The organism is Rhodocaloribacter litoris (genome assembly GCF_011682235.2).
Lineage (GTDB): Bacteria > Bacteroidota > Rhodothermia > Rhodothermales > ISCAR-4553 > Rhodocaloribacter > Rhodocaloribacter litoris.
Window position 1 is genome coordinate 4,268,974 of sequence record NZ_CP076718.1, and the last position, 24,125, is coordinate 4,293,098.

Annotated in this window: 19 protein-coding genes and 2 tRNA genes; 16 read left to right on the top strand and 5 right to left on the bottom strand. The window is 67.6% G+C overall.

The genetic code is table 11. The annotated features are described in order from the left end of the window. Positions 1 to 70: 70 nt before the first annotated feature. The 7 genes from GQ464_RS17695 (at position 71) to GQ464_RS17725 (ending at position 8,719) form a co-directional block, all read left to right on the top strand. On the top strand, positions 71 to 775 hold the full coding sequence (locus GQ464_RS17695) for a hypothetical protein (RefSeq protein ID WP_166978413.1): 705 nt from the start codon (positions 71 to 73) through the stop codon (positions 773 to 775). Next, positions 772 to 2,271, top strand: a complete 1,500-nt coding sequence (locus GQ464_RS17700; protein ID WP_166978411.1) for a RimK family protein — start codon at positions 772 to 774, stop codon at positions 2,269 to 2,271. Before GQ464_RS17695 ends, GQ464_RS17700 begins: the two co-directional genes overlap by 4 nt. Further along, entirely contained in the window at positions 2,240 to 3,475 is a 1,236-nt protein-coding gene (locus GQ464_RS17705; protein WP_166978409.1) for a carboxylate-amine ligase, read from the top strand. The genes GQ464_RS17700 and GQ464_RS17705 overlap by 32 nt, the downstream gene beginning before the upstream one ends. A gap of 348 nt (positions 3,476 to 3,823) precedes the next feature. Beyond that, on the top strand, positions 3,824 to 5,578 hold the full coding sequence (locus GQ464_RS17710; RefSeq protein WP_166978407.1) for an alanine/glycine:cation symporter family protein: 1,755 nt from the start codon (positions 3,824 to 3,826) through the stop codon (positions 5,576 to 5,578). A 72-nt stretch (positions 5,579 to 5,650) separates the two neighbouring features. Next, entirely contained in the window at positions 5,651 to 6,280 is a 630-nt protein-coding gene (gene upp, locus GQ464_RS17715) for a uracil phosphoribosyltransferase (protein WP_166978405.1), read from the top strand. A 76-nt stretch (positions 6,281 to 6,356) separates the two neighbouring features. Further along, complete coding sequence (locus GQ464_RS17720) at positions 6,357 to 8,312, top strand: Na+/H+ antiporter NhaC family protein (RefSeq protein WP_166978403.1); 1,956 nt, start codon at positions 6,357 to 6,359, stop codon at positions 8,310 to 8,312. A 59-nt stretch (positions 8,313 to 8,371) separates the two neighbouring features. Then, positions 8,372 to 8,719 carry a phosphomannose isomerase type II C-terminal cupin domain gene (locus GQ464_RS17725; protein WP_166978401.1) on the top strand — a complete coding sequence of 116 codons (348 nt, stop codon included), beginning with the start codon at positions 8,372 to 8,374 and terminating at the stop codon, positions 8,717 to 8,719. A 107-nt stretch (positions 8,720 to 8,826) separates the two neighbouring features. On the opposite strand, the gene GQ464_RS17730 is transcribed toward GQ464_RS17725, so the two are convergent. The 3 genes from GQ464_RS17730 to GQ464_RS17740 all read right to left on the bottom strand — a co-directional run bounded on the left by GQ464_RS17730 (position 8,827) and on the right by GQ464_RS17740 (position 11,693). After that, on the bottom strand, positions 8,827 to 9,882 hold the full coding sequence (locus GQ464_RS17730; RefSeq protein ID WP_166978399.1) for a DUF72 domain-containing protein: 1,056 nt from the start codon (positions 9,880 to 9,882) through the stop codon (positions 8,827 to 8,829). A 27-nt stretch (positions 9,883 to 9,909) separates the two neighbouring features. Continuing rightward, complete coding sequence (locus GQ464_RS17735) at positions 9,910 to 11,091, bottom strand: lysylphosphatidylglycerol synthase transmembrane domain-containing protein (protein WP_166978397.1); 1,182 nt, start codon at positions 11,089 to 11,091, stop codon at positions 9,910 to 9,912. Between the two features lie 89 nt (positions 11,092 to 11,180). Further along, positions 11,181 to 11,693 carry an HIT family protein gene (locus tag GQ464_RS17740; protein WP_166978395.1) on the bottom strand — a complete coding sequence of 171 codons (513 nt, stop codon included), beginning with the start codon at positions 11,691 to 11,693 and terminating at the stop codon, positions 11,181 to 11,183. Between the two features lie 145 nt (positions 11,694 to 11,838). Here GQ464_RS17740 and GQ464_RS17745 point away from each other — a divergent pair, with 145 nt between their 5' ends. The 6 genes from GQ464_RS17745 (at position 11,839) to GQ464_RS17770 (ending at position 17,581) form a co-directional block, all read left to right on the top strand. Beyond that, positions 11,839 to 12,699, top strand: a complete 861-nt coding sequence (locus GQ464_RS17745) for a PHP domain-containing protein (protein WP_228350420.1) — start codon at positions 11,839 to 11,841, stop codon at positions 12,697 to 12,699. A 38-nt stretch (positions 12,700 to 12,737) separates the two neighbouring features. Then, positions 12,738 to 13,202: a 6,7-dimethyl-8-ribityllumazine synthase gene (gene ribH / locus GQ464_RS17750; RefSeq protein ID WP_166978391.1), complete on the top strand. Its 465-nt coding sequence runs from the start codon at positions 12,738 to 12,740 to the stop codon at positions 13,200 to 13,202. Between the two features lie 105 nt (positions 13,203 to 13,307). Next, complete coding sequence (gene porZ, locus GQ464_RS17755; RefSeq protein WP_228350421.1) at positions 13,308 to 15,686, top strand: type IX secretion system anionic LPS delivery protein PorZ; 2,379 nt, start codon at positions 13,308 to 13,310, stop codon at positions 15,684 to 15,686. 174 nt (positions 15,687 to 15,860) lie between these two features. Further along, positions 15,861 to 15,934 (top strand) — tRNA-His (locus GQ464_RS17760). 49 nt (positions 15,935 to 15,983) lie between these two features. Further along, positions 15,984 to 16,056, top strand: a tRNA-Glu gene (locus GQ464_RS17765). 331 nt (positions 16,057 to 16,387) lie between these two features. After that, positions 16,388 to 17,581 carry a glycosyltransferase family 4 protein gene (locus GQ464_RS17770; protein ID WP_166978389.1) on the top strand — a complete coding sequence of 398 codons (1,194 nt, stop codon included), beginning with the start codon at positions 16,388 to 16,390 and terminating at the stop codon, positions 17,579 to 17,581. Between the two features lie 9 nt (positions 17,582 to 17,590). On the opposite strand, the gene GQ464_RS17775 is transcribed toward GQ464_RS17770, so the two are convergent. Continuing rightward, entirely contained in the window at positions 17,591 to 18,802 is a 1,212-nt protein-coding gene (locus GQ464_RS17775; RefSeq protein ID WP_166978387.1) for an Lnb N-terminal periplasmic domain-containing protein, read from the bottom strand. 166 nt (positions 18,803 to 18,968) lie between these two features. Here GQ464_RS17775 and nth point away from each other — a divergent pair, with 166 nt between their 5' ends. Both nth and gpmI read left to right on the top strand, forming a co-directional pair. Then, the gene (nth, locus tag GQ464_RS17780; RefSeq protein ID WP_228350422.1) at positions 18,969 to 19,814 is read left to right on the top strand and encodes an endonuclease III; all 846 of its coding nucleotides are present in this window, start codon (positions 18,969 to 18,971) and stop codon (positions 19,812 to 19,814) included. Between the two features lie 45 nt (positions 19,815 to 19,859). Next, positions 19,860 to 21,473 carry a 2,3-bisphosphoglycerate-independent phosphoglycerate mutase gene (gene gpmI / locus GQ464_RS17785; protein ID WP_166978384.1) on the top strand — a complete coding sequence of 538 codons (1,614 nt, stop codon included), beginning with the start codon at positions 19,860 to 19,862 and terminating at the stop codon, positions 21,471 to 21,473. A 115-nt stretch (positions 21,474 to 21,588) separates the two neighbouring features. Here the strand turns inward: gpmI and sppA are convergent, their stop codons facing one another. Then, a complete protein-coding gene (gene sppA, locus GQ464_RS17790) occupies positions 21,589 to 23,397 on the bottom strand; it encodes a signal peptide peptidase SppA (protein ID WP_166978381.1) in 1,809 nt (602 codons plus the stop codon). Positions 23,398 to 23,561: 164 nt separating this feature from the next. Between sppA and GQ464_RS17795 the strand changes: the two genes are divergently transcribed. After that, complete coding sequence (locus GQ464_RS17795) at positions 23,562 to 24,062, top strand: DUF2231 domain-containing protein (protein ID WP_166978379.1); 501 nt, start codon at positions 23,562 to 23,564, stop codon at positions 24,060 to 24,062. Positions 24,063 to 24,125: the final 63 nt, after the last annotated feature.

Below are 24,125 nucleotides of genomic sequence, written 5' to 3' on the forward strand. Positions count from 1 at the left end.
GGCCCGGCCTCCCGCCCGCCGCCGGCCGGACCGGGGAGGCCGCCCTTCCCTGCGGTGTGAGCCGTCGCTCATGCTCGACGTCAGAATCCTCGAACAGCCGGACGACGTGACCTGCGGGCCGACCAGCCTGCATGCCGTCTACACCTATTTCGGTGTGCACCGGGAGCTCCAGGAGGTCATCCGCTCGGTCAACTACCTCGAAGAAGGCGGTACGCTGGCCGTCTACCTCGGCCTCGACGCCCTGCGACACGGCTTCACGGCCGACATCCATTCCTACAACCTCAAAATCCTCGATCCCAGCTGGGCGTCCCTGCCCCGCGCGGCGCTCGTGCAGAAGCTCCGGGACCAGCTCCGCTACAAGCACGGCAAGAAATTCACCGCCGCCACCGAGGCCTACATCGCCTTCCTCGAGGCCGGCGGCAACCTGCTCTTCGACGACCTGACGCCCGAACTGCTCCGGAGCTACTTCGACCACCGCCTGCCCATCCTGGCCGGTCTCAGCGCCACGTACCTGTACAACTGCCCGCGCGAGTATACCAGCGAGAAGAAACGCACCGTCTACGACGACCTCCGGGGTGAGCCCGTGGGGCATTTCGTGGTGCTCTGCGGCATGGAAGGGGAGTCCGTCATCGTGGCCGATCCGTACACCCGCAACCCGATCTCGGGCCAGAATTACTACAAGGTGGAGATGAACCGGCTCCTGAACGCCATCATGCTCGGGGTGGTCACCTACGACGCGAACCTGTTGATCATCTCGCCCGATACGATTGCATGAAGAAGCTCATCGTCGTCAACAACCCCCGGGACTGGACGCTGGACGTGCCGGGGGTGGAGGTGGTGGCCTCCCGGCAGTACCTGACCGACCCGGGCTTTGCCGCCCAGCGGAACGTGCGCGTGTTCAACCTCTGCCGCGACTATAGCTACCAGTCGAAAGGCTATTACGTCTCGCTCCTGGCCGAGGCCCGCGGGCACAAGGTGATCCCGAGCGTGCGAACCATCCAGGACCTGAAGAACCCGGTCGTGGTCCGGATCGAGTCCGAAGAGCTGGACGACCTCATCCAGAAGAGCCTGAAACACCTGCGCTCGGACGGGTTCGTCCTGAGCATCTACTTCGGGAAGAACGTGGCCCGGCAGTACGACCGGCTCAGCCGGGAGCTCTACAAGCTGTTTCAGGCGCCCCTGCTCCGGGCCCGCTTCACCTACCACCAGGGCATGAAGAAGTGGCTCCTGCAGAGCATCCGGGCCATCGATCAGAAGGACATCCCGGCCCATCACCTCGACTTCGTCCGGGAGGCCGCCCGCGCCTATTTCGCGCGGAAACGCTACGACGGGGCCCGGGCACCTTCGTACCTCTACGACCTGGCGATCCTCGTCAACCCCGACGAGCCGGCCCCGCCGTCGAACGCCCGTGCCCTGCAGCGCTTCGTCGAGGCGGCCGAAGCGCTGGGCTTCTACGTCGAGTTCATCACCCGGGAGGATTACAGCCGCCTGGCCGAGTTCGACGCCCTCTTCATCCGTGAGACGACGTCCGTCAATCACCACACCTACCGCTTCGCCAGCCGGGCGCAGTCCGAAGGGATGGCCGTCATCGACAGCCCGGACGCCATCCTGCGCTGCAACAACAAGGTGTACCTGGCCGAGCTGTTCCAGACGGCCCGCCTGCCCGTGCCGAAGACCCTCGTGGTGCATGCGGATAACCGCAAGACCGTCGCGGGGGCGCTGGGGCTGCCGTGCGTGCTCAAGCTGCCGGACTCGTCCTTCTCGCGCGGGGTGGTCAAGGTCAAGACGCCGGAGGAGCTCCGCACCGAACTCGACCGCATGCTGGAGGAATCCGAGCTGGTCATCGCGCAGGCCTTCACGCCGACCGACTTCGACTGGCGCATCGGCATCCTCGACGGCCGCCCACTCTACGCCTGCAAATACTTTATGGCGAAGGGGCACTGGCAGATCTACAACTGGAGCGGGCGGAAGGCTGACGTCGAAGGTGGGGCCGAGACGGTGCCCGTCGAGCAGGCACCGCCGGCCGTGGTGGAGGCGGCCCTGCGCGCCGCCCGCCTCATCGGCGACGGCCTCTTCGGTGTGGACGTGAAGGAGGTCGACGGCCGCCCGCTGCTGATCGAGGTCAACGAGAATCCCAACATCGACGCGGGGGTGGAGGACGCCGTGCTGAAGGAGGAGCTCTACACCCGTATCATCCAGGCCCTCAAAATCCGCATCGAAAACCGACTGGGCATCTCTCGTGTCAACACGTCCCCGCTACGACCTCTTTGAGGTCTTTGGCGTCGAACTCGAATACATGATCGTGGACCGGGCGACGCTGGCCGTCCGTCCCCTGGCCGACGTACTCATCCACGAAAAGACGGGGCAATACGTCTCCGACGTAGACAACGGCTCCGTGGCGTGGTCGAACGAACTGGTCAACCACGTCCTCGAGCTGAAGACGAACGGCCCGGTGCCGTCGCTCGACGGGCTGGCAACCCTGTTTCACGCGAATGTGGTGGAGATCAACGACCGCCTGCGCCGGCACGAGGCGATGCTGCTGCCCTCGGGCGCGCACCCGCTCATGGATCCGCGTACCGAGACGCACCTCTGGCCGCACGAGTACAACGAAGTCTACAGCCTCTACAACCGTCTCTTCGACTGCCGGGGACACGGGTGGGCCAACCTGCAGAGCACCCACCTGAATCTGCCGTTTCGAGACGAAGACGGCTTCGGGCGGCTGCATGCCGCCATCCGGGTCCTGCTGCCCGTCATCCCGGCCCTGAGCGCCAGCACGCCCCTGCTCGACGGGGCGCTCACGGGCTTTGCCGACAGCCGCCTCGAGACGTACCGGCACAACCAGGACCGCTTTCCCGTCATCACGGGCCGGGTCATCCCCGAGGCCGTCTTCACAAAGGCGGACTACCACCGGCGCATCTACCGGCCCATCAACGAGGCGCTCCGGCCCTTCGACACCGACGGCGTGCTCGACCATACCTTCGTCAACTCGCGCGGTGCCATCGCCCGCTTTGACCGGAACGCCATTGAGATCCGGATCATCGACCTGCAGGAGTGCCCGGCCGCTGATCTGGCGATCCTCGCCGGCGTCGTGGCGGTGCTCCGGGCACTGGTGGCGGAGCGGTGGGTCCCGCTCGCGGCCCTGAAGGCCTGGCACGAGGACGCGCTGGCCGCCATCTTCCTCGACGTCGTTCGCCACGCCGAGCGGGCCGTGATCACGGACCAGGCCTACCTGCGGCTCTTCGGCCTGGAGGCGTCCGAAGCCACGGCGGGGGCGCTCTGGCAGCACCTTGTCGCGGCGATACAGGACGACCTGTCCGGCGACGCCGCCGGGGTGCTGGAACACCTCCTCACGCAGGGGTCGCTTGCTACCCGCATTACCCGCCGCCTGGGCGATGACATCACGCCTGGCCGCATCCGGGAGGTGTACCACGAACTGGCCGTCTGCCTGGCCGAGAACCGGCTGTTTGAAGCCTGAACCCTCCGCTGCGGGCGGGTTATGCAGGAACCCGGAACGCTACGTGGTTCGTGCCTTTGCTCCGTTCCCGCACACCGGGTGCGGGGTGCGTCCGTGGATCCGCCATCCGTATCCGTGGATCCGCCATCCGTACAGGTCCATTCCGTGTGCCGTCGCCGGGTTGGAAGGGGGGCCTCCTCACCCGTTCAACGACCGGCGCACCCGGGGGGAGCGGAAATCGGTTTGCCCCGCTGTTACGGGGGCGTTATATTTTCGCGCGGCGTACGTCGCAGTGACGGGAGCGCGGGATCCCCGTGCCCCCTGATTTTTTGCTCCCGGTCGCTCCAACCTTCACGTTGATCCGGATTCATGGAAACGCTGTCTTCCTTCATCGAACTGGCGAATGGCCTGCTGTCTCCCGTCCTGGTGACCGGGCTGCTGGGTGCGGGGTTGTTCCTGACGTTACGACTCGGCTTCATCCAGATCCGCCGGCTCGGGCATGGTTTTGCCGTCACCTCGGGCAAGTACGACGATCCGAATGAGCCGGGCGACGTGTCCCATTTCCAGGCCCTGACGACGGCGCTCTCGGCCACGGTCGGGATTGGCAACATCGCGGGGGTGGCGCTGGCGATCCACTGGGGTGGGCCGGGAGCGCTCTTCTGGATGTGGATCACGGCGCTGCTCGGCATGGCGACCAAGTACAGCGAGGTCACGCTTGCGCAGCACTACCGGGAGACGATCGAGGACGGAAAGGCCTGGGAAGGCTCCGTCGCCGGCGGGCCCATGTACTACATCGAGAAGGGGATCAAGGAACGGTACGGGTGGAACTGGAAGCCTGTGGCCGTCTTTTTCGCCTTCATGCTGATGATGACCTCGTTCATGACGGGCAACGCGATCCAGGCCAACACCATCGCCACGGAGATGGCGTCCAACTTCGGCCTGGCCAAGTGGATCACGGGCCTGTGCACGGCGACCATCGTCGGGGTGGTCATCATCGGCGGGATCCGGCGGATCGGGGCCGTCACCGGCGTGCTGGCTCCGCTCATGGCGGCGCTCTACGTCACCGGCGGGCTCCTGATCCTGCTCCTCAACGCGGGGGACGTGCCGGGAACCCTGGCGACGATCATCACCGAGGCCTTCAACCCGTCGGCCGGGGTGGCCGGCACCGGCATCGGCCTTTTCCTGACGACGATGACCTACGGCGTGCAGCGCGGCCTCTTCTCGAACGAGGCGGGGCAGGGATCGGCTCCCATCGCCCACTCGGCCGCCAAGACGGACGAGCCCGTCTCGGAGGGGGTTGTGGCCCTGCTCGAACCCTTCATCGACACCATCATCATCTGCACCATCACCGGCCTGGTGATCGTCTCCACCGGGGTCTTCGACGACAAGGTGCCGACGACCATCTCCCTGGGCGACAACAACGTGTCGTATGTACAGGTCGACGACCGGGGTAACATCACGAGCACGTCTTCGCCGCGGGAGCTGGCCGTGCAGAACGGCATGCCGGTGGTGACCTCGGGCACCGATCCCCGCCTGGCCTATTTCGACGTGCCGGTGGATACCCTCTTCATCGACGCTGCGCAGACGCAACCCTTCACGGGCACGATCTTTCCCGGCCGGGCACAGGCCGTAGGGTCCGACGGCACCACGTACGCCGTGCTCTACGGCAATGCCGTGCGCAACAGCGCCCCGCTCACCTCGCTCGGCTTCCAGCGCGGGCTCGAACCCCTCGGCCTCTCGGAGCTGGGACGCTGGATCGTGCTGCTGTGCGTGTTCCTCTTTGCCATCTCGACGGCCATCTCCTGGAGCTATTACGGTGACCGCTGCGCCAACTACCTCTGGGGCAAGAAAGCCATCCTGCCCTACAAGATGGTCTTTCTCGTCATGCACTTCCTCGGGGCCGTCGTGGCGGTGACGACGATCTGGGACCTGGGGGATGTGGCCCTCTCGCTCGTGACGCTGCCGAACGTGATCACGCTCGTCCTGCTCTCGGGGCTGCTCAAGCGCGTCACCGACAGCTACTTCCAGCGCAAGCCGTGGCTGGAGAACTACGAGGTCCACCGGCGGATCGTGGAGGAGAAGAAGCAGAAAGCCGCCGCGCGCAAGCAGCACGAGCGCATCTAGCGCGTCGCGCGTCCAGGACGCGCTGGAGGAGGACGGCTCCGGGCCGCGTCGTCAACAGACCTGCCGAAGGGCATGAAAAACCTCACCGTTGTCGATCATCCGCTTCTGGCACGGGACGTGACCATCCTGCGTCGCCGGGAAACCCCTCACGGTGTCTTCCGGGAGACGCTCTCGAACGCGGCGGCGATTCTGGCCTATGAGGCCCTGCGTGACCTGCGGCTGCGGGCCGTCCCGGTCATGACGCCGCTGGAAGCGACCGTCGGCGTGGAGGTGGACGAGGAGGTCATCGTTGTGCCGATCCTGCGGGCCGGGCTCGGCATGGTCGACGGGTTCGTTCGCTTCATCCCGACCGCCCGCATCGGCCACCTGGGTATGTACCGGGACAAGGAGACGCACCGGCCGGTGGACTATTACAGCAACATTCCCGGCGGGCTGGAGACGGCCCGCGTGTTCGTCGTCGATCCGATGCTGGCCACGGGTGGGAGCGCCGTCGGCGCCATCAACCATCTGAAGGAGCGGGGAGCCCGGCGCTTCACCTTCGTCTGCCTCGTGGCGGCCCCCGAAGGGGTCCGTGCCCTCGCCGAAGCCCACCCCGGCGTGCCCGTGCTCGCGGCCGTGCTCGACCGCGAGCTCGACGAACACGCCTACATCCGCCCCGGGCTGGGCGACGCCGGCGACCGTATCTTCGGGACGTCCGGTTGACGGCCGGCCCCCGGGCCGTGCCACCCGGCCCGGTCGTTTCGGCTTTCGGTACGGGACCTTCGACCTTCGACGCAACATGCAACGCCTGCTTCTCCTGCTCGTCTTCCTCGGTGTGGCACGGCCGGCCCCGGCACAGGACTACACGCTCGAGGTTCCCGGCGTCGTGCTCCGCGACGTTCCGTTCTCGGTCGCCGTGCGCAGCCCCGACGTGCTCTTCGACGAGGTGAGCGCCGTGGCCTACCGCCTCTGCCTGGGCGACGCGACTCCGCCGCTCACCTGTCTGGGCGGCGAGGCGGTGCCCCTGGCGTTTCAGCGCGGCGACGACGGGACACGCCGGCTCGTAGCCGAGGGCCTCACGGTGCCCGGGACCGGGGCGTTCGAGGTCGCCCTGCTGCACAACGGCCTGCCGGCGGCCGTCGCCCGGTCCCGTGCCGTGCCCGGGTGGCTTTCCATCCTCCCGCCGCTGCTGGCCATCGCCATCGCGCTCGCCTTCAAACGGGTCATCCCGGCCCTCTTCCTGGGCATCTGGGTCGGGGCGTGGACGGCCGCCGGCGGCGGAACCGGCTTCTGGAGCGGCCTCCTGGACACGTTCCAGGTCTACGTCGCGGGGGCCCTCGCCGACCCCGACCATGCGGCCATCATCCTCTTTTCGCTGATGATCGGGGGGATGGTGGGCATCATCTCCCGCAACGGCGGCATGCAGGGCATCGTCAACCGGATCGTCCGCTGGGCACGGGACGCCCGGCGCGGGCAACTCGCCACGGCCCTGCTCGGCATCGCCATCTTTTTCGACGACTACGCCAACACGCTCGTCGTCGGCGGTACGATGCGGCCCGTGACGGACCGCCTGCGCATCTCCCGGGAGAAGCTGGCCTACATCGTCGACTCGACGGCGGCCCCGGTGGCGGCCCTGGCCTTCGTCACCACCTGGATCGGCTTCGAGGTCGGGCTCATCGGCGACGCGGTCGGTAAGATCGACGGGCTGGACCTTTCGGCCTATTCGATCTTTCTGCACTCGATCCCGTACAGCTTCTACCCGATCCTGGCACTGTTCTTCGTCTTCGTGGTGGCGGGAACGAACCGGGAGTTCGGGCCGATGTGGGAGGCGGAGACCCGGGCCCGCACGACCGGACAGGTGCTGCGGCCGGGGGCCAGCATCGACGAGGAGGCCGCCGAGGGGAAGGACGTGCAGCCGAAGCCGGACAAGCCGCACCGGCTGATCAATGCAGTGCTGCCGATTCTGGTGCTCGTCGGGGGGGTGCTGGTCGGGCTCTACGTCACCGGCGAGGGGGAACACCTGCGCGACATCATCGGGTCGGCGGATTCGTACAAGGCGCTGATGTGGGCCTCGCTGCTGGGCACCCTCACGGCGGCCCTGCTTTCGGTCGGGCAGCGCATTCTCTCGCTGGAGGAAACCATCGAAGCCTGGTATGCCGGGCTGAAGGCGATGCTCTTCGCCATGATCATCCTGGTGCTGGCCTGGGCGCTTTCGGAGATCACCGAGGTGTTGCACACGGCCGCATACCTGGTCCATCTGCTGGGGGAAGCCCTGCCGCCGGGGGTGGTGCCTGCGCTCGTCTTCCTGCTGGCCGCCGCGACGGCCTTTGCGACGGGGTCGAGCTGGGGCACCATGGGCATCCTGCTGCCGCTCGTGGTGCCGCTCGTCTGGGCCATCCTGCAGGCCAACGACATGGCCGACCCGGCCCACTACCACGTTCTCTATTCGACCGTCGCGAGCATCCTGGCCGGCTCCGTCTGGGGGGATCACTGCTCGCCCATCTCGGACACGACCATCCTCTCGTCGATGGCCTCCGGCTGTGACCATATCGACCACGTGCGGACGCAGCTCCCGTATGCCGCGCTCGTGGGGACGACGGGCCTGCTGCTGGGCGAACTGCCCGTCGGCTTCGGCATGCCCTGGTGGGTGGCCCTGCTGCTGGGCATGGGGGTGCTCGTGGCCGCCATGCGCTTCCTGGGACGCACGGTGCCGGCCGCACCCGTCACGGCGGAACCCTCCACGCCCGTCCCGTGAGGGCGCCCGCGGCGTGCCGACCTCGCAAAAATCCGATAACCCGACATCGACTGAAACCTATGTGGCTGGAAGCGGACAACAGACCCTGGGGACGCTGGGAAGAATACCTGAATGAGCCGGGGTACCGGGTCAAGCGCATCGTGGTCAATCCCGGGCAGCGGTTGTCCCTGCAGAAGCACCGGCACCGGCAGGAGCACTGGGTGATCGTCCGGGGCACGGGCCTGTTCACCCTCGACGACACGGTCACCCGCGTGCAGGCCGGCGACCACGTGCACATCCCCGTCGGCGGCGTGCACCGCATCGAGAACGACGGCGAGGATTACCTGGTCCTCATCGAGACGCAGCTCGGGCTCTGCCTCGAGGACGACATCGTCCGGCTGGAGGACGATTACGGGCGCGTGGCGTGATGCCGGGACATGCCGGCTCCCCGGCATGCCCGGGCCCGGTTCAAGACCGGCCAACGCTACTTCCACCGCCGGCGGTCCGGGTCGTTCGCGGTGGGGGCGCGCCGGGATCATCCGGTGCGGCGCCGCTCCTCCTCTTCGAGCACGCGGTAGGCGATGGCCCGGGCCAGGTCGGGGGCGTTGCCCCAGGCCCGGTTGTTGGCAATCAGGTTGAGGACGACGCCCTGCCGGGCGGCCTGGAAGACGAGCGCCGTCGCGTCCAGCACCATGGCGCGGGCCTCCGGCGTCTCGGACAGTTCCGGCACCGGGCGGTCGAACGGATGGGCCAGGGCGTACGCTTCGGCGTACTTCACGCGCAGCGGCGTCAGCAGGCGGGCCACGGCGCTGTGGCCGGCGGCGGTGAACCGCCCACCGCAGCGCTGCCATTGCTCCCGGATCGGCGGGAGCCACGTCCAGTGGCTGAAGACGAACCCCAGACCGCGCGCGGCCAGCCAGTCGAAATAGGGCGGGATGAGCAGGTGGGGCGAGCGGAGTTCGAGGTGCAGCGGCACGTCGTCCGGCAGGGCATCGAAGAAGCCGTCGAGCGCGGCGATGTTTTCCATCGGATCGGGGCCCTCACGCTGCCGCTGGTATTCCTGCTCGAAGAGAATGCCGGCCAGCCGTTCCCCGAGCACCTCGCGGGCCGGTTCGTGGAACCGGCGGAGGTAGGCCGCCGCATTCAGGAAGTCGGGATTGGCTTCATAGACCGGCCGCCCGCCACGGCTCCGGCGCAGCGTGCGGGCGAAGAACGCCTGCGGGGCTTTGAGCAGAAAACGGGCCGTTGCCGGGGCATGTCCGGCGTATTCTTCGAGGACGAACAGGTTGTTCGACGGTGTGCCGTCTTCCTCCCGGAGGGGGCGGTAGAAGGTGAAATCGAGTTCGAGCACCTCGAAATGCTCGAAGTAGTCCCGGACCGAGGCGACGGGCAGCAGGCGTTCCTCGTAGGTGTCGTCGTCGAGCCGCTTGCGCCGTGTCTTGATCTTCGCATGGTACGCCTCCGGGTAGATCTGCCCGATCCATCCGGCATAGCGGTCGCTGGCGGTGCCGAAGCGGGCGTTCGGGTGCACACCGCGGAAGTCGTAGGCGGCAACCCGGGCGCGGCGTTCGTCGAGGGAGAGGTCGGGCATGGCGGGGGCGTGGAAGGTGCCGGGGGCTCAGCCGGCGGGTGGGTCCGCGGGGGGCGCTTCGGCGCCGGTTTTTTCGGCGGCGGGGTGACCGTTGGTGCCGAGGCGGGCCTGGCGCCGGCGAAAGCGGAGGGTTTTGTGCACCGTGTGGGTGGTGACGAAGACGCCGAAGAAGAGGAAGATGTAGTAGCCCAGGATGCGCCATACGAGCAGGGTGGGGACCACCATGCCCTTGGCCATGAGTGGGCCGAGGAAGAGGACGTAGAGGCCTTCGATGCCGCCGGCACCACCCGGTGTGGGCAGGATGAGCGAGCTGAGCGTCAGGGCGGCGGTGCGGAAGAAGGCCAGCAGCACGTCGACGTCGGGCACGACGCTCCAGACGATGAAGACGATGAGGAAGTACCGGGCCAGCCAGGTGCCGAGGGTCAGCAGGAAGCCGTACAGGTAGAAGACGGGCGGCTGGGAGCGAAGGATCCGGGCGCGGCGCTGGTACTGCTGCATCTCGCGCGTGACCCGTTCCCGGAAACGACGCAACCCCTTGATGCGGAAGACGAAGCGGGTGAAGCGGTCCAGCAGTTCGGGGCGCACGAGCGTGGCATAGGCGAAGACGGTGGTCCAGAGCATGAAGCCCAGCAGGTAGGTGACCGTGGTCCAGAAGCCGACACGGCCCAGCGAGGCCGGGATCACCTCGATGAAGACCGTGGCCGTGAGCACGAGCGGCACCGAGAGGGCGAACCAGATCTGGTCGAGGATCATCACGAAGAGCATCCAGGCCCCCACCTCGCCGACGGCGACGGCCCCGCGGCGGCTGCTCTTGCTGTCCCGGGCGATGTAGAAGGCGGCCAGGGGGGCGCCGCCGACCAGCGAGGGTGTCATGTTGGAAGCGAAGTCCCAGGCCAGTTGCCCGCGTGTGGCCGCCATGAAGTCGAGCCGTCCGTGGGAGACGAAGTGCAGGCGCCAGCCGCCGAAGAGCACCCGCAGCACCACCATGGCCAGCGCCAGCCCGATCATGACCGGGTCCAGCGTGTCGAGCATCAGGACGAAGTCGTCCGGGCTGAAGGTGAAGTACCCGATGACGAGCAGTACCCCGAGGCTCAGCAACAACGGCCAGAGCAGGCTGAGCCAGGAGAAGGGAGGGGGCGACGGTACCTGTTCTCCCGCCTGCGCCTCGGGCACCGGGGCCTCCTGAAGCGTGGACGAAGGGTCGGGCATGCAGGCTGACGGTTGGTGAAAAGCGAAAAATACGGAGGATCGTGCGGGAGTGCCTGGCCCGGCGTGTAAATGAACGGTAAAGCCTGACGTCACTCCCGTTCCAGCGCTTCGATGGCCTGCCGGAGTTTCCGGTAGGTGTCGTGGAGGGCTTCCGGAATCACCTTGACGTCTGCGATGGTGGGCATGAAGTTCGTGTCGGCCCGCCAGCGGGGTACGACGTGCAGGTGCAGGTGTTGCGGGAGGCCGGCGCCGGCCGCCTCGCCCAGGTTCATGCCGACGTTGTAGCCGTCCGGGCGGAGGGCGTGGTTGAGCCAGCGGATGCAGCGGCCGAGCGTTTCGGCCAGGGCGGCCTGTTCGGCCGGGGTGAGGTCCTCATAGGCAGCCACCTCGCGGTAGGGCACGATCATGAGATGGCCGTTATTGTAAGGATAAAGATTCATGATAACGAACACCAGCTCCCCCCGCCACAGGATCAGGTTCTTCTCGTCCTCGTTCTCGGCGAGGAGCCGGGTGAAAAGGGAAGGGGCGGTCGCTGCACCGGGCTTCCGCTGTTCCCAGGTTTCCAGATGTTGCGAGCGCCAGGGGCTCCACAGGCGTTTCATGCGAACCGGCGGGTTGGATGTGAGGACCGGACCGTGGCGCTAACGCTCCGGGGGGGGCGACGGGTTTCCGGCGGCACACCGGTGGAAAACATCCGGGGCGGCCGGGCGTTCGAGGGACGACGTGTTGGCCTGCCTCCCGCTGCTCATGGACCTGCGACGTGCCGATCTTCACACGCACACCGTCTGTTCCGACGGGATGCTGGCTCCGGAAGCCCTGGTGTATCTGGCCCGGGAGCGGGGGCTTGCCGCGCTGGCCGTCACCGACCACGACACGGTCGAAGGCCTCGAGGCCGCGATGGCGGCGGGGCGCCGCCTCGGCGTCGAGGTGATCCCGGGGGTCGAGTTGAGCGTGCATGTGCGGGCCGGCACGGCGCATGCATACCGGGAGGTACACCTGCTCGGTTACTTCTTCGATCCGGCGCATCCTGCCCTGCGGGCCTGTCTGGACACCTACCGCCGGCAACGCCGGGAGCGGGGGTTCCGCATCGTCGAGCGCCTGCACGACCTCGGCGTCCCGCTCCGCCCGGAGGCCGTGCTGGCCCAGGCCGGCGACGGGGTGATCGGGCGCCCGCACGTGGCCCGCGCCCTCGTCGCCGGCGGCTTCGCCGCCTCCTACGGCGAGGCCTTCGCGCAGTACCTGGCCGACGAGGCGCCGGCATTCGTTCCCAAACCCCCTTTTCCGTTCGAGGAAGCGCTGGCGCTGTTGCATGAAGCGGGAGGCATCGGCGTGCTGGCCCACCCCGGCCACTGGACGTCTTCTCATGACCTCCAGTACATGATCCGCGCCGGCCTCGACGGCATCGAGACGGTTCATCCCGCGCACGACGCCGTCCTCACCCGGTATTACCGCGACGTGGTCCGCGATTTTCTCTTGATAGAGACCGGCGGTTCGGATTATCATGGGCTCCGCGACGAAGAGGCGGAACACTTCGGGAAGTTTGGCATCCCGTACGCACGCCTCGAACCGGCGCGCCGCCGCGCCTGCACGGGCATGGCGCAGCCCTGACGTGTATCAACCCGCGTGCACACGCGGCCGACGACCTTATGCCTGAGTACATCGAAGGCCATCTCGTAGCCCGGGACGCCGGCTTTGCCCTGGTGGTGAGCCGGTTCAACGCCTTCATCACGGAACACTTGCTGGAAGGAGCCCTCGACGCCCTGCGCCGCCACGGAGCGGACATGGACCGTGTGACGGTGGTCCGGTGTCCCGGTTCGTTCGAAGTGCCCCTGGTGGCCGGGAAACTCGCCGCCTCGGGGAAGTACGAGGCCGTCATCTGCCTGGGGGCGGTCATCCGCGGTGCGACCACGCACTACGACCTGGTGGCCGGCGAGGTGGCCAAGGGCACGGCGCAGGTGGCCCTGCAGACCGGCGTGCCGGTCATCTTCGGCGTCATCACGACGGACACCATCGAGCAGGCCATCGAACGGGCCGGGACCAAGGCCGGCAACAAGGGTGCGGAGGCGGCCCTTGCGGCCATCGAGATGGTCAACCTCCTGCGGCAACTCTGAACGTAGCAACGAAGCGGTAGCCCATCGACGAACGGGTACGATTTCGGGCATTTGATAACGAGAAGAGACGGGCGGTTGCGGCGCAGGCCGTGCCGTCGCATGGGCATGACATTCCTTGCACGCTTCTTTTTGTCCCGGTCCCGGTGCCTGCTTCTTCTGGTCTGGGCGATGGGCGCGGGTGCCGTTCAGGCCCAGATGGGTGCCTGGACGGCGCACACGTCGATGCGGGAGGTGGTGGCTGTGGCGGCTTCGCCGGAGATCGTGTGGGCGGCCACCACGGGCGGCGTCTTCGGCTATGACGTCACCACCGGCGCGTTCGACCGTTTCACCCCGGTCGAAGGGCTCAGCAGTATCGAGGCCACCGCCCTTGCCTTCGACGCCGCCCGGTCGCACCTCTGGATCGGTTACCAGGACGGCGTGATGGACCGGCTCGACGTGCAGACGGGGACGGTGCGCACGATCCGGGACATCGCCCGGGCCGGGCAGTTTCCCAACCGGCGGATCAACCGGATCGTGGTGCATGGCGACTCGATCTTCGTGGCAACAGCCTTCGGGGTGGTTGTCTACGATCCGGTCCGGGAAGAAGTGCGGGATACCTACAGCCGGCTGGGAACGCTGCCTCCCACCACCGCGGTCCATGACGTGGCGGTGGCTCCCGTGCCCGGCGGCGGGCCCGGCCTCTGGCTGGGCACGGATCGCGGCATCGCCCACGCCGCGCTTGCCACGGTCAACCTGCAGGACCCGGCGGCGTGGACGGTCGAGGTGGCCGGCCTGCCCGGCCCCGATCCGGTCGTTCATGCGGTGGCGGGCTTCGAGGGACGGCTGTATGCCGGTACCCCCTTCGGCCTGTATCGTCGCCAGCCGGACGGGCGGTATGCGTCCGCCGGGGTCACCGGCCGGGCCGTGACGGATCTGCACGTCGCCGGCGACCGCCTCTTCGGGGTGGAACGCTTCAACCTCTTCGTCCTGGAGCCCGGCGGGCAGGGGCGGCTGTTGCAGGCCGACGGCTTCACCGAGCCGACGTCGGTGATGACGGGTCCCGACGGCAACCTCTGGTTCGGCGATGCGCTGGAGGGCCTGGTGGCCGTGGCCACGCCCGACGCCGTCGCCACGAAGCTCACCGTCCTGCAACGGCTCGTGCCGGAAGGACCCTTCAACGACCAGTTCGTCGACATGACGTTCGACCGGCAGGGCAACCTGTGGGCCGGCGAGGTCGGCGCGGGCAACTCGGGCTTCTACCGGCGCAGCCCGGACGGGCGCTGGACGAGCTACCTGGGACGGTTCTTCGGTGAGCTGGCCGGCACGGGCCGCTACACGTCGGTTCACGCCGATGCGCAGGGGAACGTGTGGGCCGCCTCCGAAGGGGGCGGGCTCGTGCAGGTGACGCCCGAGGGCACGCTCGTCCGCTACGACAGCCGGAACGCCTCGCTCCTGCCGGCCTCAGGCACGGACAACTTCGTCATCGTGGGCGGCGTCGCCTCCGACCCGGACGGAACGATCTGGGCCACGACCCGCGCCTCCCCGCGCCCCCTGCATGTGCGCACCCCGGACGGTACCTGGACGGCCCTGCCGCCCTATACGGGGCAGGGACTGACCTTCGCCTCTACCGCCTACGGGCGCATCTACGTCGATGCGTTCGAGCAGAAATGGATCGTCATCCGGAATGAAAACAACCTGGGGCAGATCCGTGGACTGATGATCCTGGATACGGGCGGCACACCCACCGACCCGTCGGACGACGTTTTCCGTTTTCTCGATGAGGAAGGGGGGGCCGGACGCGGTTTGCCCAGCCCGGCGGTCACCGCCGTGGTGGAGGATCAGGAGGGACTGGTCTGGATCGGCACCGAGGAGGGGCTGGCCTTCATGATCAACACTGGCATCGTCGCGCGCGACCCGAACAACGTCCCCAGCTGGCCCACGTGGGCGGATCGTTCCCGGGGCACTTTTACGCTCTTCGGGTTGCGGATCAACGGCCTGGCCGTCGATCCGGCGAACCGGCTCTGGGCGGCCACGAACGAGGGCGCCTGGCTCATCCGGGCCGCCCCGGAAGGCGGTTATGACCTCGTGGCTCATTTCTCGACGGACAACAGCCCGCTCTTCTCCAACACGGTGCTTTCGGTGGCCGTCGATGCCCGTACGGGCCAGGTGTACTTCGCCACGGACCGGGGGCTGCTCAGCTACCAGGGAGATGCCGTGGCGCCGGCCGAAAAGCCGGGCGACCTGTTCGTCTACCCCAATCCGGTCGTGCTGGCCGACGGCGACACGCCCGATATCATCATCGAGGGGCTGGTGCAGGAGACCGAGGTGCGCATCGTGGCGCCGCACGGGGCGGTGGTGGCCCGCCTCTCCGCCCGCGGCGGCCGCGTCCGCTGGGACGGGCGCGACCTGGACGGACGCCTGGTGCCCAGCGGGGTCTACCTCGTCATCGCCGTGGGACAGAACAACGAGGGGACCGCCTACGGTAAGGTGGCCGTCATCCGGTAGCGGCCCGCCGCCGGCTTTCAAAAAAACTTGAACCGGCCTGCCGGAACCCGCTTCCCCGCATTCGGGTTGTTACCACCCTTTTGAGACGGGCTGCAGGCCGTTCCACGTAAAGTTCATCCGGAATGGTTTGAAAAGGACGCCGGATCGTTCTAACTTGCCTGTCTCACCTGCACGGTGACCGTAGCTCAGCCGGTTAGAGCGCCAGGTTGTGGCCCTGGAGGTCGGGGGTTCGAATCCCCTCGGTCACCCGTTTTTAACCTTTGTAATACCGTCACACCGGTATTGCAGTAGAAAAAAGCCGCGTTCGTCTAGGGGTCTAGGACGCCGGCCTTTCACGCCGGTAACACGGGTTCAAATCCCGTACGCGGTACCGCAAGCCCCGGAGCCTCAGGGTTCCGGGGCTTCTTTGTTTGCTTATCCCTCGCGTATCGTAATGAGACCCGGGAGCCGGCGGAGGGCTGGCTCCGGGGCAGCGGCCGATCGGAAAAAGCCTTCGGAGGGGTCGAAAACGGGCTTTTCCGGGGTGACGGCGTTTCAGAAAGGGACTGGCATGTCCTTTGGGTAACGGTTCCGGCGAGGCCGGCGCGGGTCGGAGTGATCTTAATGCGCCGGTAACGCGCCGAGGGGTGCCTGCCCCTATCATACGGCACGGGTAGAGAAGTGCAGGCATTACACATTGAACCGCACAACCCAGGATTTTCATGCTACCTTACAGCCTTTCGAGTGTTCTGCTCATCGGTATCGTTGCCTTTGGGATCACCTATCTGTTGATGCCCGCCGTGCGGCGTTTTGCGGTGAATGTGAACTGGGTCGATGCGCCGGACGGGCATCGCAAGATCCACGTGCAGAGCATCCCGCGTGTCGGCGGCCTGGCCATCTGGTTCGGGCTGGTCGGGGCCGTATTGGTCATCCTGATGACCGGTCGCGGTTTTGAGGTGGACCGGCTCTCCGGGCATCTGGCGACGCGCTCCATGCTCTGCCTCTTTGCCGGGGCGACGCTGGCCGTGGCAACCGGTCTGCTCGACGACGTCTTTCAGCTTCGTGCGCGTTACAAGTTGCTCGGGCAGGTACTCAGCGTCGTTCCCGTGCTGTTTTGCCGGGAGCTGGTCGCCGGGGTGGTGGTGTTGTTCGGGGGAGGCCTGCCGGCGACGTTGCTGGCCTACGTGTTCATCGCCGGCTGGGTCGTTTTCATGATGAACGCCGTCAACCTGATCGACGGGATGGACGGGCTCGCCGGTGGGGTGGCCCTCATTGCCCTGTTTTTCATGGTGTTGCTGGGAGGGATGACGGGCCCGGTGCTGCTCTTCTGTATCGCCTTCGGGGGAGCCCTCATGGCGTTTCTGCGCTACAACCTGCCGCCGGCCCGGGTGTTCATGGGCGACACCGGCAGCCTGCTCATCGGCTATCTGCTTGCCATCCTGGCCCTGACTTCGCTCGCGGCCGATCCGTCCTGGAGCCGGGCCCTGGCCCTGATCGTCGTCCTGGCCCTGCCGGTTCTGGACACGACGATGACCCTCGTGCGGCGCCTGGCCCGCCGGCGGGATCCGTTCGCGCCGGACCGGGAGCACCTGCACCATCGGGTGCTCGGACGCCTCTTCGGCAGCCAGCCCCGCGCTGTCATGGTCTTCTATCTGCTGGGGATCGGCCAGGGACTCTATGCCCTGTTCATGGTACGGTGGAGCACCGGCGTCGCCTTCCTGTTGTTCGGCGTGGCCGTCTTGCTGGGACTGCTGTTGCTCTGGGAGCTTGGTTATTTCGATCCCGGCTCGTACCGGCCGGTCACGCCTGCATCGCCGTCGCTCCGCCCGTCGCGTCGCGTGAAGGAGCGCCGTGAGGTGATCCGGGCCGAGGGGATCCTGCACAGCCCGCTCGGGCCTCGGCCGCCGGTGCTCTAGGGCGTACGGTCAGTGCGGGGAGGCGGTGGTGCGGGGGGCCGGGCGCAGCCGGAAAGACCACCACACGCAGCGCAGCAGCAGGAGCAGTATCAGTGGCAGGGTGGCCGGGTGGAAGTCTTGCGGCCGGTCCAGCAGGGCACCGGCCAGGGCCACCCCGGTGACGGCGGCGGCCGCAATGAAGTAGCCGCGCAGGCCCCGGAAGTGCCCTCGCCACAGCAGAACCGCCACCGGCAGGTGCACCGGCAGGGCCCACAGGAGGTTGGCGTTCCAGCGCGTCACATGGTGCTCGGTGCCCAGCCACATGAAGAGCATGAAGCAGCCCACCAGGCCCGTGGCGGCAAAGAGGAGCACATCCCAGCGCCCGGCGGTGCCTTCAGGGGCAGGGCGACGGGCCGACCGGAAGGTTCCGGCGAGTCCGGCGGCAAAGAGCGCGGCGAAGCTCCACAACGGCCAGGCGGGGGCCTTCACCGGAGGGGTGTAATCCGGTACCACCAGGAGCGTGTCCCGGCGTGCGACGAGTGGCCGTGCGGTTTCTCCCTGCACCACCGTGGCGTGGTCGAACGCCGTCATCAGGTAGTCCGGGAGAAACATCACCTCGTGCGGGGTGGCGGTGCGGTCCGTCGAGGCACCCAGCAGCAGGTCGATGCCCAGGTCGATCCAGGGACGATCCGCCAAGTAGGGGTCGAGCAGGCGGCGGAAGGAAAGGCCGGGATCGGGCTGGGGGGCGAACCGTAGGGCTGGTCCCAGGGTGGTCGCCAGCACGTCGCGCAGGCGCGTGGAGCAGTTGTCGAACAGGAAGTCGTAGCGGTAGGTGCGGTTTTCCGGGCGGGCGTTGATCCGGAGGAAGCGGTAGAGGACGGCCACCTGTTCCTGCGACAGGTTCAACACCTGTTCGATGACCGGGCGACCTTCGAGGCGGCTGCCCCGCAGCGTGGCGGCCAGCGGCGAGACGGAGAGGAAGTAGTCGAGCCGGCCGTAGGCAAACTTCGGGAGGAAAAGGGGGTCGCGGAAGTCGAACGTGCCGTAGTTGAAGACCGCGTCGAAGCCCGTGGCGGGGTCGTGCACGCGCAGGGCACTGTGTCCGAAGGCGGCATAGAGGGCCTCGCCCGGCAGGATGGTCAGCAGCGAGACCTGCGTGTGGGCCGAGACGCTGTCCGGCAGCTGGGCCAGGGCCGGAGCCCCCAGCAGGCCGAGGCAGCAGACGAGCAGGAAACGTCGCATACGGTCCGTTTCGGGAAGGAGGGGGAGCGGGCCGCGGCGGTGTACGCCGAAGCCCGGCGAACGTTGCCGCGGTATTGTATGCATTCTTCAAAACGATTCCGAACATTTATCGCTAATTTCGATTTCGTGGCCGCAGGCTTGTGTTTCAACGAATCATCGTCGGGCTGTGAATCGAAAAGCGCGTGCACGGGCGGTTCTGGAGGCGTTGCGGCGGGTGATTCCCCGCCCGGAGACGGAACTCCGGCACGAGAACCCGTATCAATTGCTGGTGGCGGTGATCCTCTCGGCCCAGTGCACCGACGAACGGGTCAACCGGGTGACGCCGGCCTTCTTCGAGGCTTTCCCGACGCTGGAGGCGCTGGCGGCGGCGGAGCCGGAGGACGTCTATCCGCTGATCCGGTCGATCTCCTACCCGAACAACAAGGCGAAGCACCTGGTGGGCATGGCCCGCATGGTGCGGGACGCCTTCGGAGGGGAGATCCCGCGCACGATTCCGGCATTGCAGCGCCTGCCCGGAGTCGGGCGTAAGACCGCGCAGGTGGTGGCCTCGGTCGCCTTCGACAGCGAGGAGGCCCTGCCGGTGGACACGCACGTCTTCCGGGTGGCACACCGCATCGGGCTGGTGACGGACGAGGCGGACACGCCGCTGAAGGTCGAGCGCCAGCTCAAGCGCATCCTGCCCCGGAAGGACTGGGGCGAGGCGCACCACCTGCTGATCCTGCACGGGCGCTACACCTGCACGGCCCGCCGGCCGAAGTGCGAGGCCTGCCCCGTGCCGCCGCATTGCCGGTACTACGAGCGCCTGCAGAAACTGCCGCCGCCGCTCGACGGCCTCGACCCGGGCCGGGGCGCCTTCTTCTGCAAGACGTGCGCCCGTTACTTCGACGCCCCCGTACGCCATGAGGACCGCTACGGCGTCGAGCAGATCGCCTGCCCTGCCTGCGGCTCGATGAACGTTTTCGACACGAAGACGGGCCGCACCACGAAGCGCATCAAGGATTACCGCGTCTGACCACGGGCCTCCCGCCCACGTCTTCATCCGTAAACCTCACCGAGCATGAAACCCAGCCAGCGACATATCCTGATCATCCTGGACGGCTACGGTATCGCCGAGGACCCGTCGGTGAGTGCCGTCGATCAGGCGAAGAAGCCGTTCCTCGATCATCTTTTTGCAACCTATCCCCATGCCACGCTCGAGGCATCCGGGCTGGCCGTCGGCCTGCCGGAGGGACAGATGGGCAACTCCGAGGTCGGCCACATGAACCTGGGCGCCGGGCGCGTGGTCTACCAGGAGATCACCCGCATCGATCAGGCCATCCGGAACGGCGACTTTTTCGACAACGCGGTGCTGCGGCAGGCTGCCGCCCACGCAAAGGCCCACGGCGGCAAGCTGCACCTGTTCGGGTTGCTCTCCGACGGCGGCGTGCATTCGCACATCGATCACCTCTTTGCCCTGCTCGAACTGGCCCGCCGGGAAGGACTCGAGCGCGACCAGGTCTGCCTGCACGCCTTCACGGACGGGCGCGACACCGACCCGCACGGCGGCCTCGGCTACGTCGAGGCTTTTCTGAAAAAGGCGGAGGAGGTCGGTGTGGGGCGGGTGGCGTCCATCGTCGGGCGGTACTATGCGATGGACCGGGACCGCCGCTGGCAGCGCACGCGGCTCGCCTACGACCTGATTGTGCACGGCCGGGGAGAGGCGTTCTCGGACCCGCTGGCCGCCGTCCGGGCCAGCTACGACGAAGGGGTCACCGACGAGTTCATCAAGCCGCGCCGGATCGAGCACGAAGGCGGCCGCAGCACCCGTGTGGAGGACGGCGATGCCGTCGTCTTCTTCAACTTCCGCGGCGACCGGGCCCGGCAGCTCACCCGCGCCTTCGTGCAGGAGGACTTCGAGGCGTGGGTCCGCGAGGGCAACCGCGCCCGGGGCATCCCGCCTGACGACCGGGAAAAGGCGCCGTTCCCGGTCGTCCGCTTCAAGAACCTCTACTATGCCACCTTCACCCCGTACGACGAGGAACTCGACGTTCCCGTGGCTTTTCCGAAGGTCAACCTGACGAACACCCTGGGCGAGATCATCGCCCGGCGCGGGGGGACGCAGCTCCGGGCCGCCGAGACGGAGAAGTACCCGCACGTGACGTACTTCTTCAGCGGGGGACGGGAGGAGCCGTTCGAAGGAGAAGATCGGATCCTGGTGCCTTCGCCGAAGGTGCCGACGTATGACCTCAAGCCCGAGATGAGTGCGCCGGAGGTGGCCGCACGCGTGGCCGAGGCCCTGGCGCAGGAGCGGTACAACCTGGTCGTGCTCAACTTCGCCAACCCCGACATGGTCGGGCACACGGGGGTCTTCGAGGCGGCCGTCAAGGCCGTGGAGGCCGTCGATGCCGGGACGAAGACGGTCGTCGAGGCGGCGCTGGCGCACGGGTACAGCGTCACCATCCTGGCCGATCACGGCAACGCCGACAAGATGCGCAACCCGGACGGCTCGCCGCACACGGCCCACACGACGGCGCTGGTGCCCCACCTGATCATCAAGGACGGCTTCACCGGTCCCATCCGTCCCGGCAAGCTGGGAGATGTGGCCCCGACGATCCTGGCCCTCCTGGGTGAACCCGTGCCGGAGGAGATGACCGGCGAGGTGCTCGTCGAGCCGGCGCCCGAGACGGTCTGAGACCCGCTTTCCGGCCGCGTCGGGACGCGTCCCATCGGCCTATCGGCAGGGGGTGAGGGGCGCATACCCTGGGAAGGGGCCTGCGGCGCGCAAGTGCCTTCCGCGTCTGGAAACGTCAGTGCACCGCCAGGTCGAACGGGAGGCGGGCCTGCACCGTGCCGTGCTCGCGCAGGAGGCGGCCGGCGGTGCGGGCCTGTTCGAGCAGCGCCCGTTCCGGCGAGGTCATCCGGAGGTGGCGCCACAGCGTGGCGGCCCCGGCGCTGAGCTCGGTGCCTAGCACCTCGATCAGGGTTTTCGGGCGCGGCAGTTCCCGGATCCGGTAGCGGTCCGGTGCCAGTCCGGCCCGTTCGGCGGCCAGCCCGAGGGCCGTCTCCAGGCCCCCGAGCACGTCGACGAGCCCGTGGTGGAGGGCATCCTGGCCCGTCCACACCCGCCCCCCCGCGGCCGCTTCGACGGCTTCGACCGCCAGGCCCCGCTCGCGGGCCGCGTGCCGGAGGAAGGCGGCATAGGTGCTGTCGGTGGTGCGTTGCATGCGGCGGCGTTCTGCTTCCGTGAGCGGGCGGGTGCCCGAGAACATGTCCGCCAGCGGTCCCGTGCGCACGTTGTCGAACGTGATGCCGAGCTTCTCGTCGAAGAAGTCGCCGGTGTCGAGCAGCAGGCCGAAGACGCCGATGGAGCCGGTGATCGAGAGCGGGTCTGCGACGATGGTGTCCGCCGGCACGGCCATCCAGTAGCCGCCCGAGGCCGCCACATCGCCCATCGACACCACGACCGGCTTTTCGCGGGCCGTCAGGGCGATGGCGCGGCCCATGGCGTCGGCGGCCGGTGCCAGCCCGCCGGGCGAGTTGATGCGCACCACGACCGCCTTCACCCGGTCCGATTCGCGTGCCTGCCGCATCGCCTCGGCGAACGTTTCGGTGCCGAGGGCCTCGCCGCCCAGGAGCGGGTTGGGGTCGAAGCCGCTCTCGCCCTCGATGATGGCCCCGACCGCATAGACGACCGCGATCTCGTCGTCTCCCCGGGACGGCAGGCCCGCCTCGCCGGCCGGCACCCGGACGTAGGCCTTCAAATCGATCTGCGGGAACGTCTCGCCTTCACCGAGTCCGAGTCGCCGGGCCAGGGCGTCCTCGATCTGGTCCTCATAGAGCAGCCCGTCCAGCAGGCCGGCCTCCAGCGCCTGTTCCGTGGAGAAAAGCCCCTGTTCCCGGGCCAGGGCCTGCAGCCGGGCTTCCGGGATGCCCCGCCGTTCGGAGACGGCCTTCAGGAAAGTCGTTTCGATGCCGGCCAGCAGGGCCCCGAGTTGTTCTTCGCTCTCGGGCGAAAGGTCCGTGCGCTCGAACGGCTCCACGGCGCTCTTGTATCGCCCCGCCCGTAGCACCTGGGGTTCGATCCGGAGCCGGTCGAGCAGTTTCTTGAAAAAGGTGGCTTCGAGGTAGAACCCGTTGAACTCGAAGAGGCCCTGCGGGGGGGCGAAGACGCTGTCGGCGAGGCAGGCGAGGAAGTAGTCGGCTTCGTCCAGGCCGAAGGCGCCGGCCGAGGCCAGCAGCGGTTTGCCGCTGCGTTTGAAGGTGCGCAGGGCGTCGGCCAGCTCCTGCCGGCTCGCCCAGGAGGCGGACAGCCGCCCGAAGCGGAGCCAGACCGCCGCGATGCGCGGGTCGGCGGCCGCCTTGTGCAGGGCACGCCGGACGTCGTGCAGGTCGAACGGCGGCTCCTCGGTGATGAGCCGGCGCAGCGGGTCTTCCGAGACGTACTCGGGCAGTCTTCCTTCCAGCGGTACCACCAGGACCGACCCCGTCGTCACGTGCGGCGTGCGGTCCGTGGCGGCCGTGAGGGCGATCAGGAAGAGCAGGGAGAAAAAGAAGATGATCCCCAGGGCGATCAGGGTTCCCAGGACGCTGGCGAGCAAGGTCGAGAAGAAACGCATCGGACGACGATTCGGTGAACGGGCCGGCAAAGACGGAGGCACGAGGGCCTGCACGGCTAAAGCTAACCTTTTTTCGCGAAAAAGGGGCAGGGGGACATTGAATCCGAAACGAAAGCGCCCGATTTCAGTCTGACGGCCCGAGTCGGTGCCGCAACCGTGGCACCATGCTTTCGTTCGTAGTACCCGGCACGTACGTCATGGATGTCGTCTTCCAGTATGAGATACCCTATCTGCATCCGCTGGTGGTCCATTTTCCGCTGGCGCTCATCCTCGTCGGGGCGCTGACGGTTTTTCTCTGGCTGATCCGGGGCACCGTCTTCTGGCAGCGGTGTGCGCTTTTTCTGTATTCGCTCGGGATGGCCGGGGCGCTCCTGGCCTATTTCACCGGGGAGGCGATGGAGGAGGCCGTAGAAGGCGCGGCCATCGTCGAAGAGCTGGTCGAACTGCACGAGCAGATGGCGCTCTACACGCTTCTCTTCACGGGGCTGACCCTGGCCGGGCTGGTGGGCATGGCGGTCTGGGCACATTATCGCCCGATCGCCCGGCCGCAGGGGGACCCGATCCTGCTCCGGGTTCTGCTGGGCCTGCTGGCGCTGCTCTCGGCGGTGCTGGTGGCCTGGACGGCCCATATCGGCGGGACGATGGTCTGGGGCGTGGCCCGTTGAGGGCTTCGGCGCGTGCGAAGAACCGTTTCGTGTGTACAAAATCGTGGACGATCCGGCACGGCC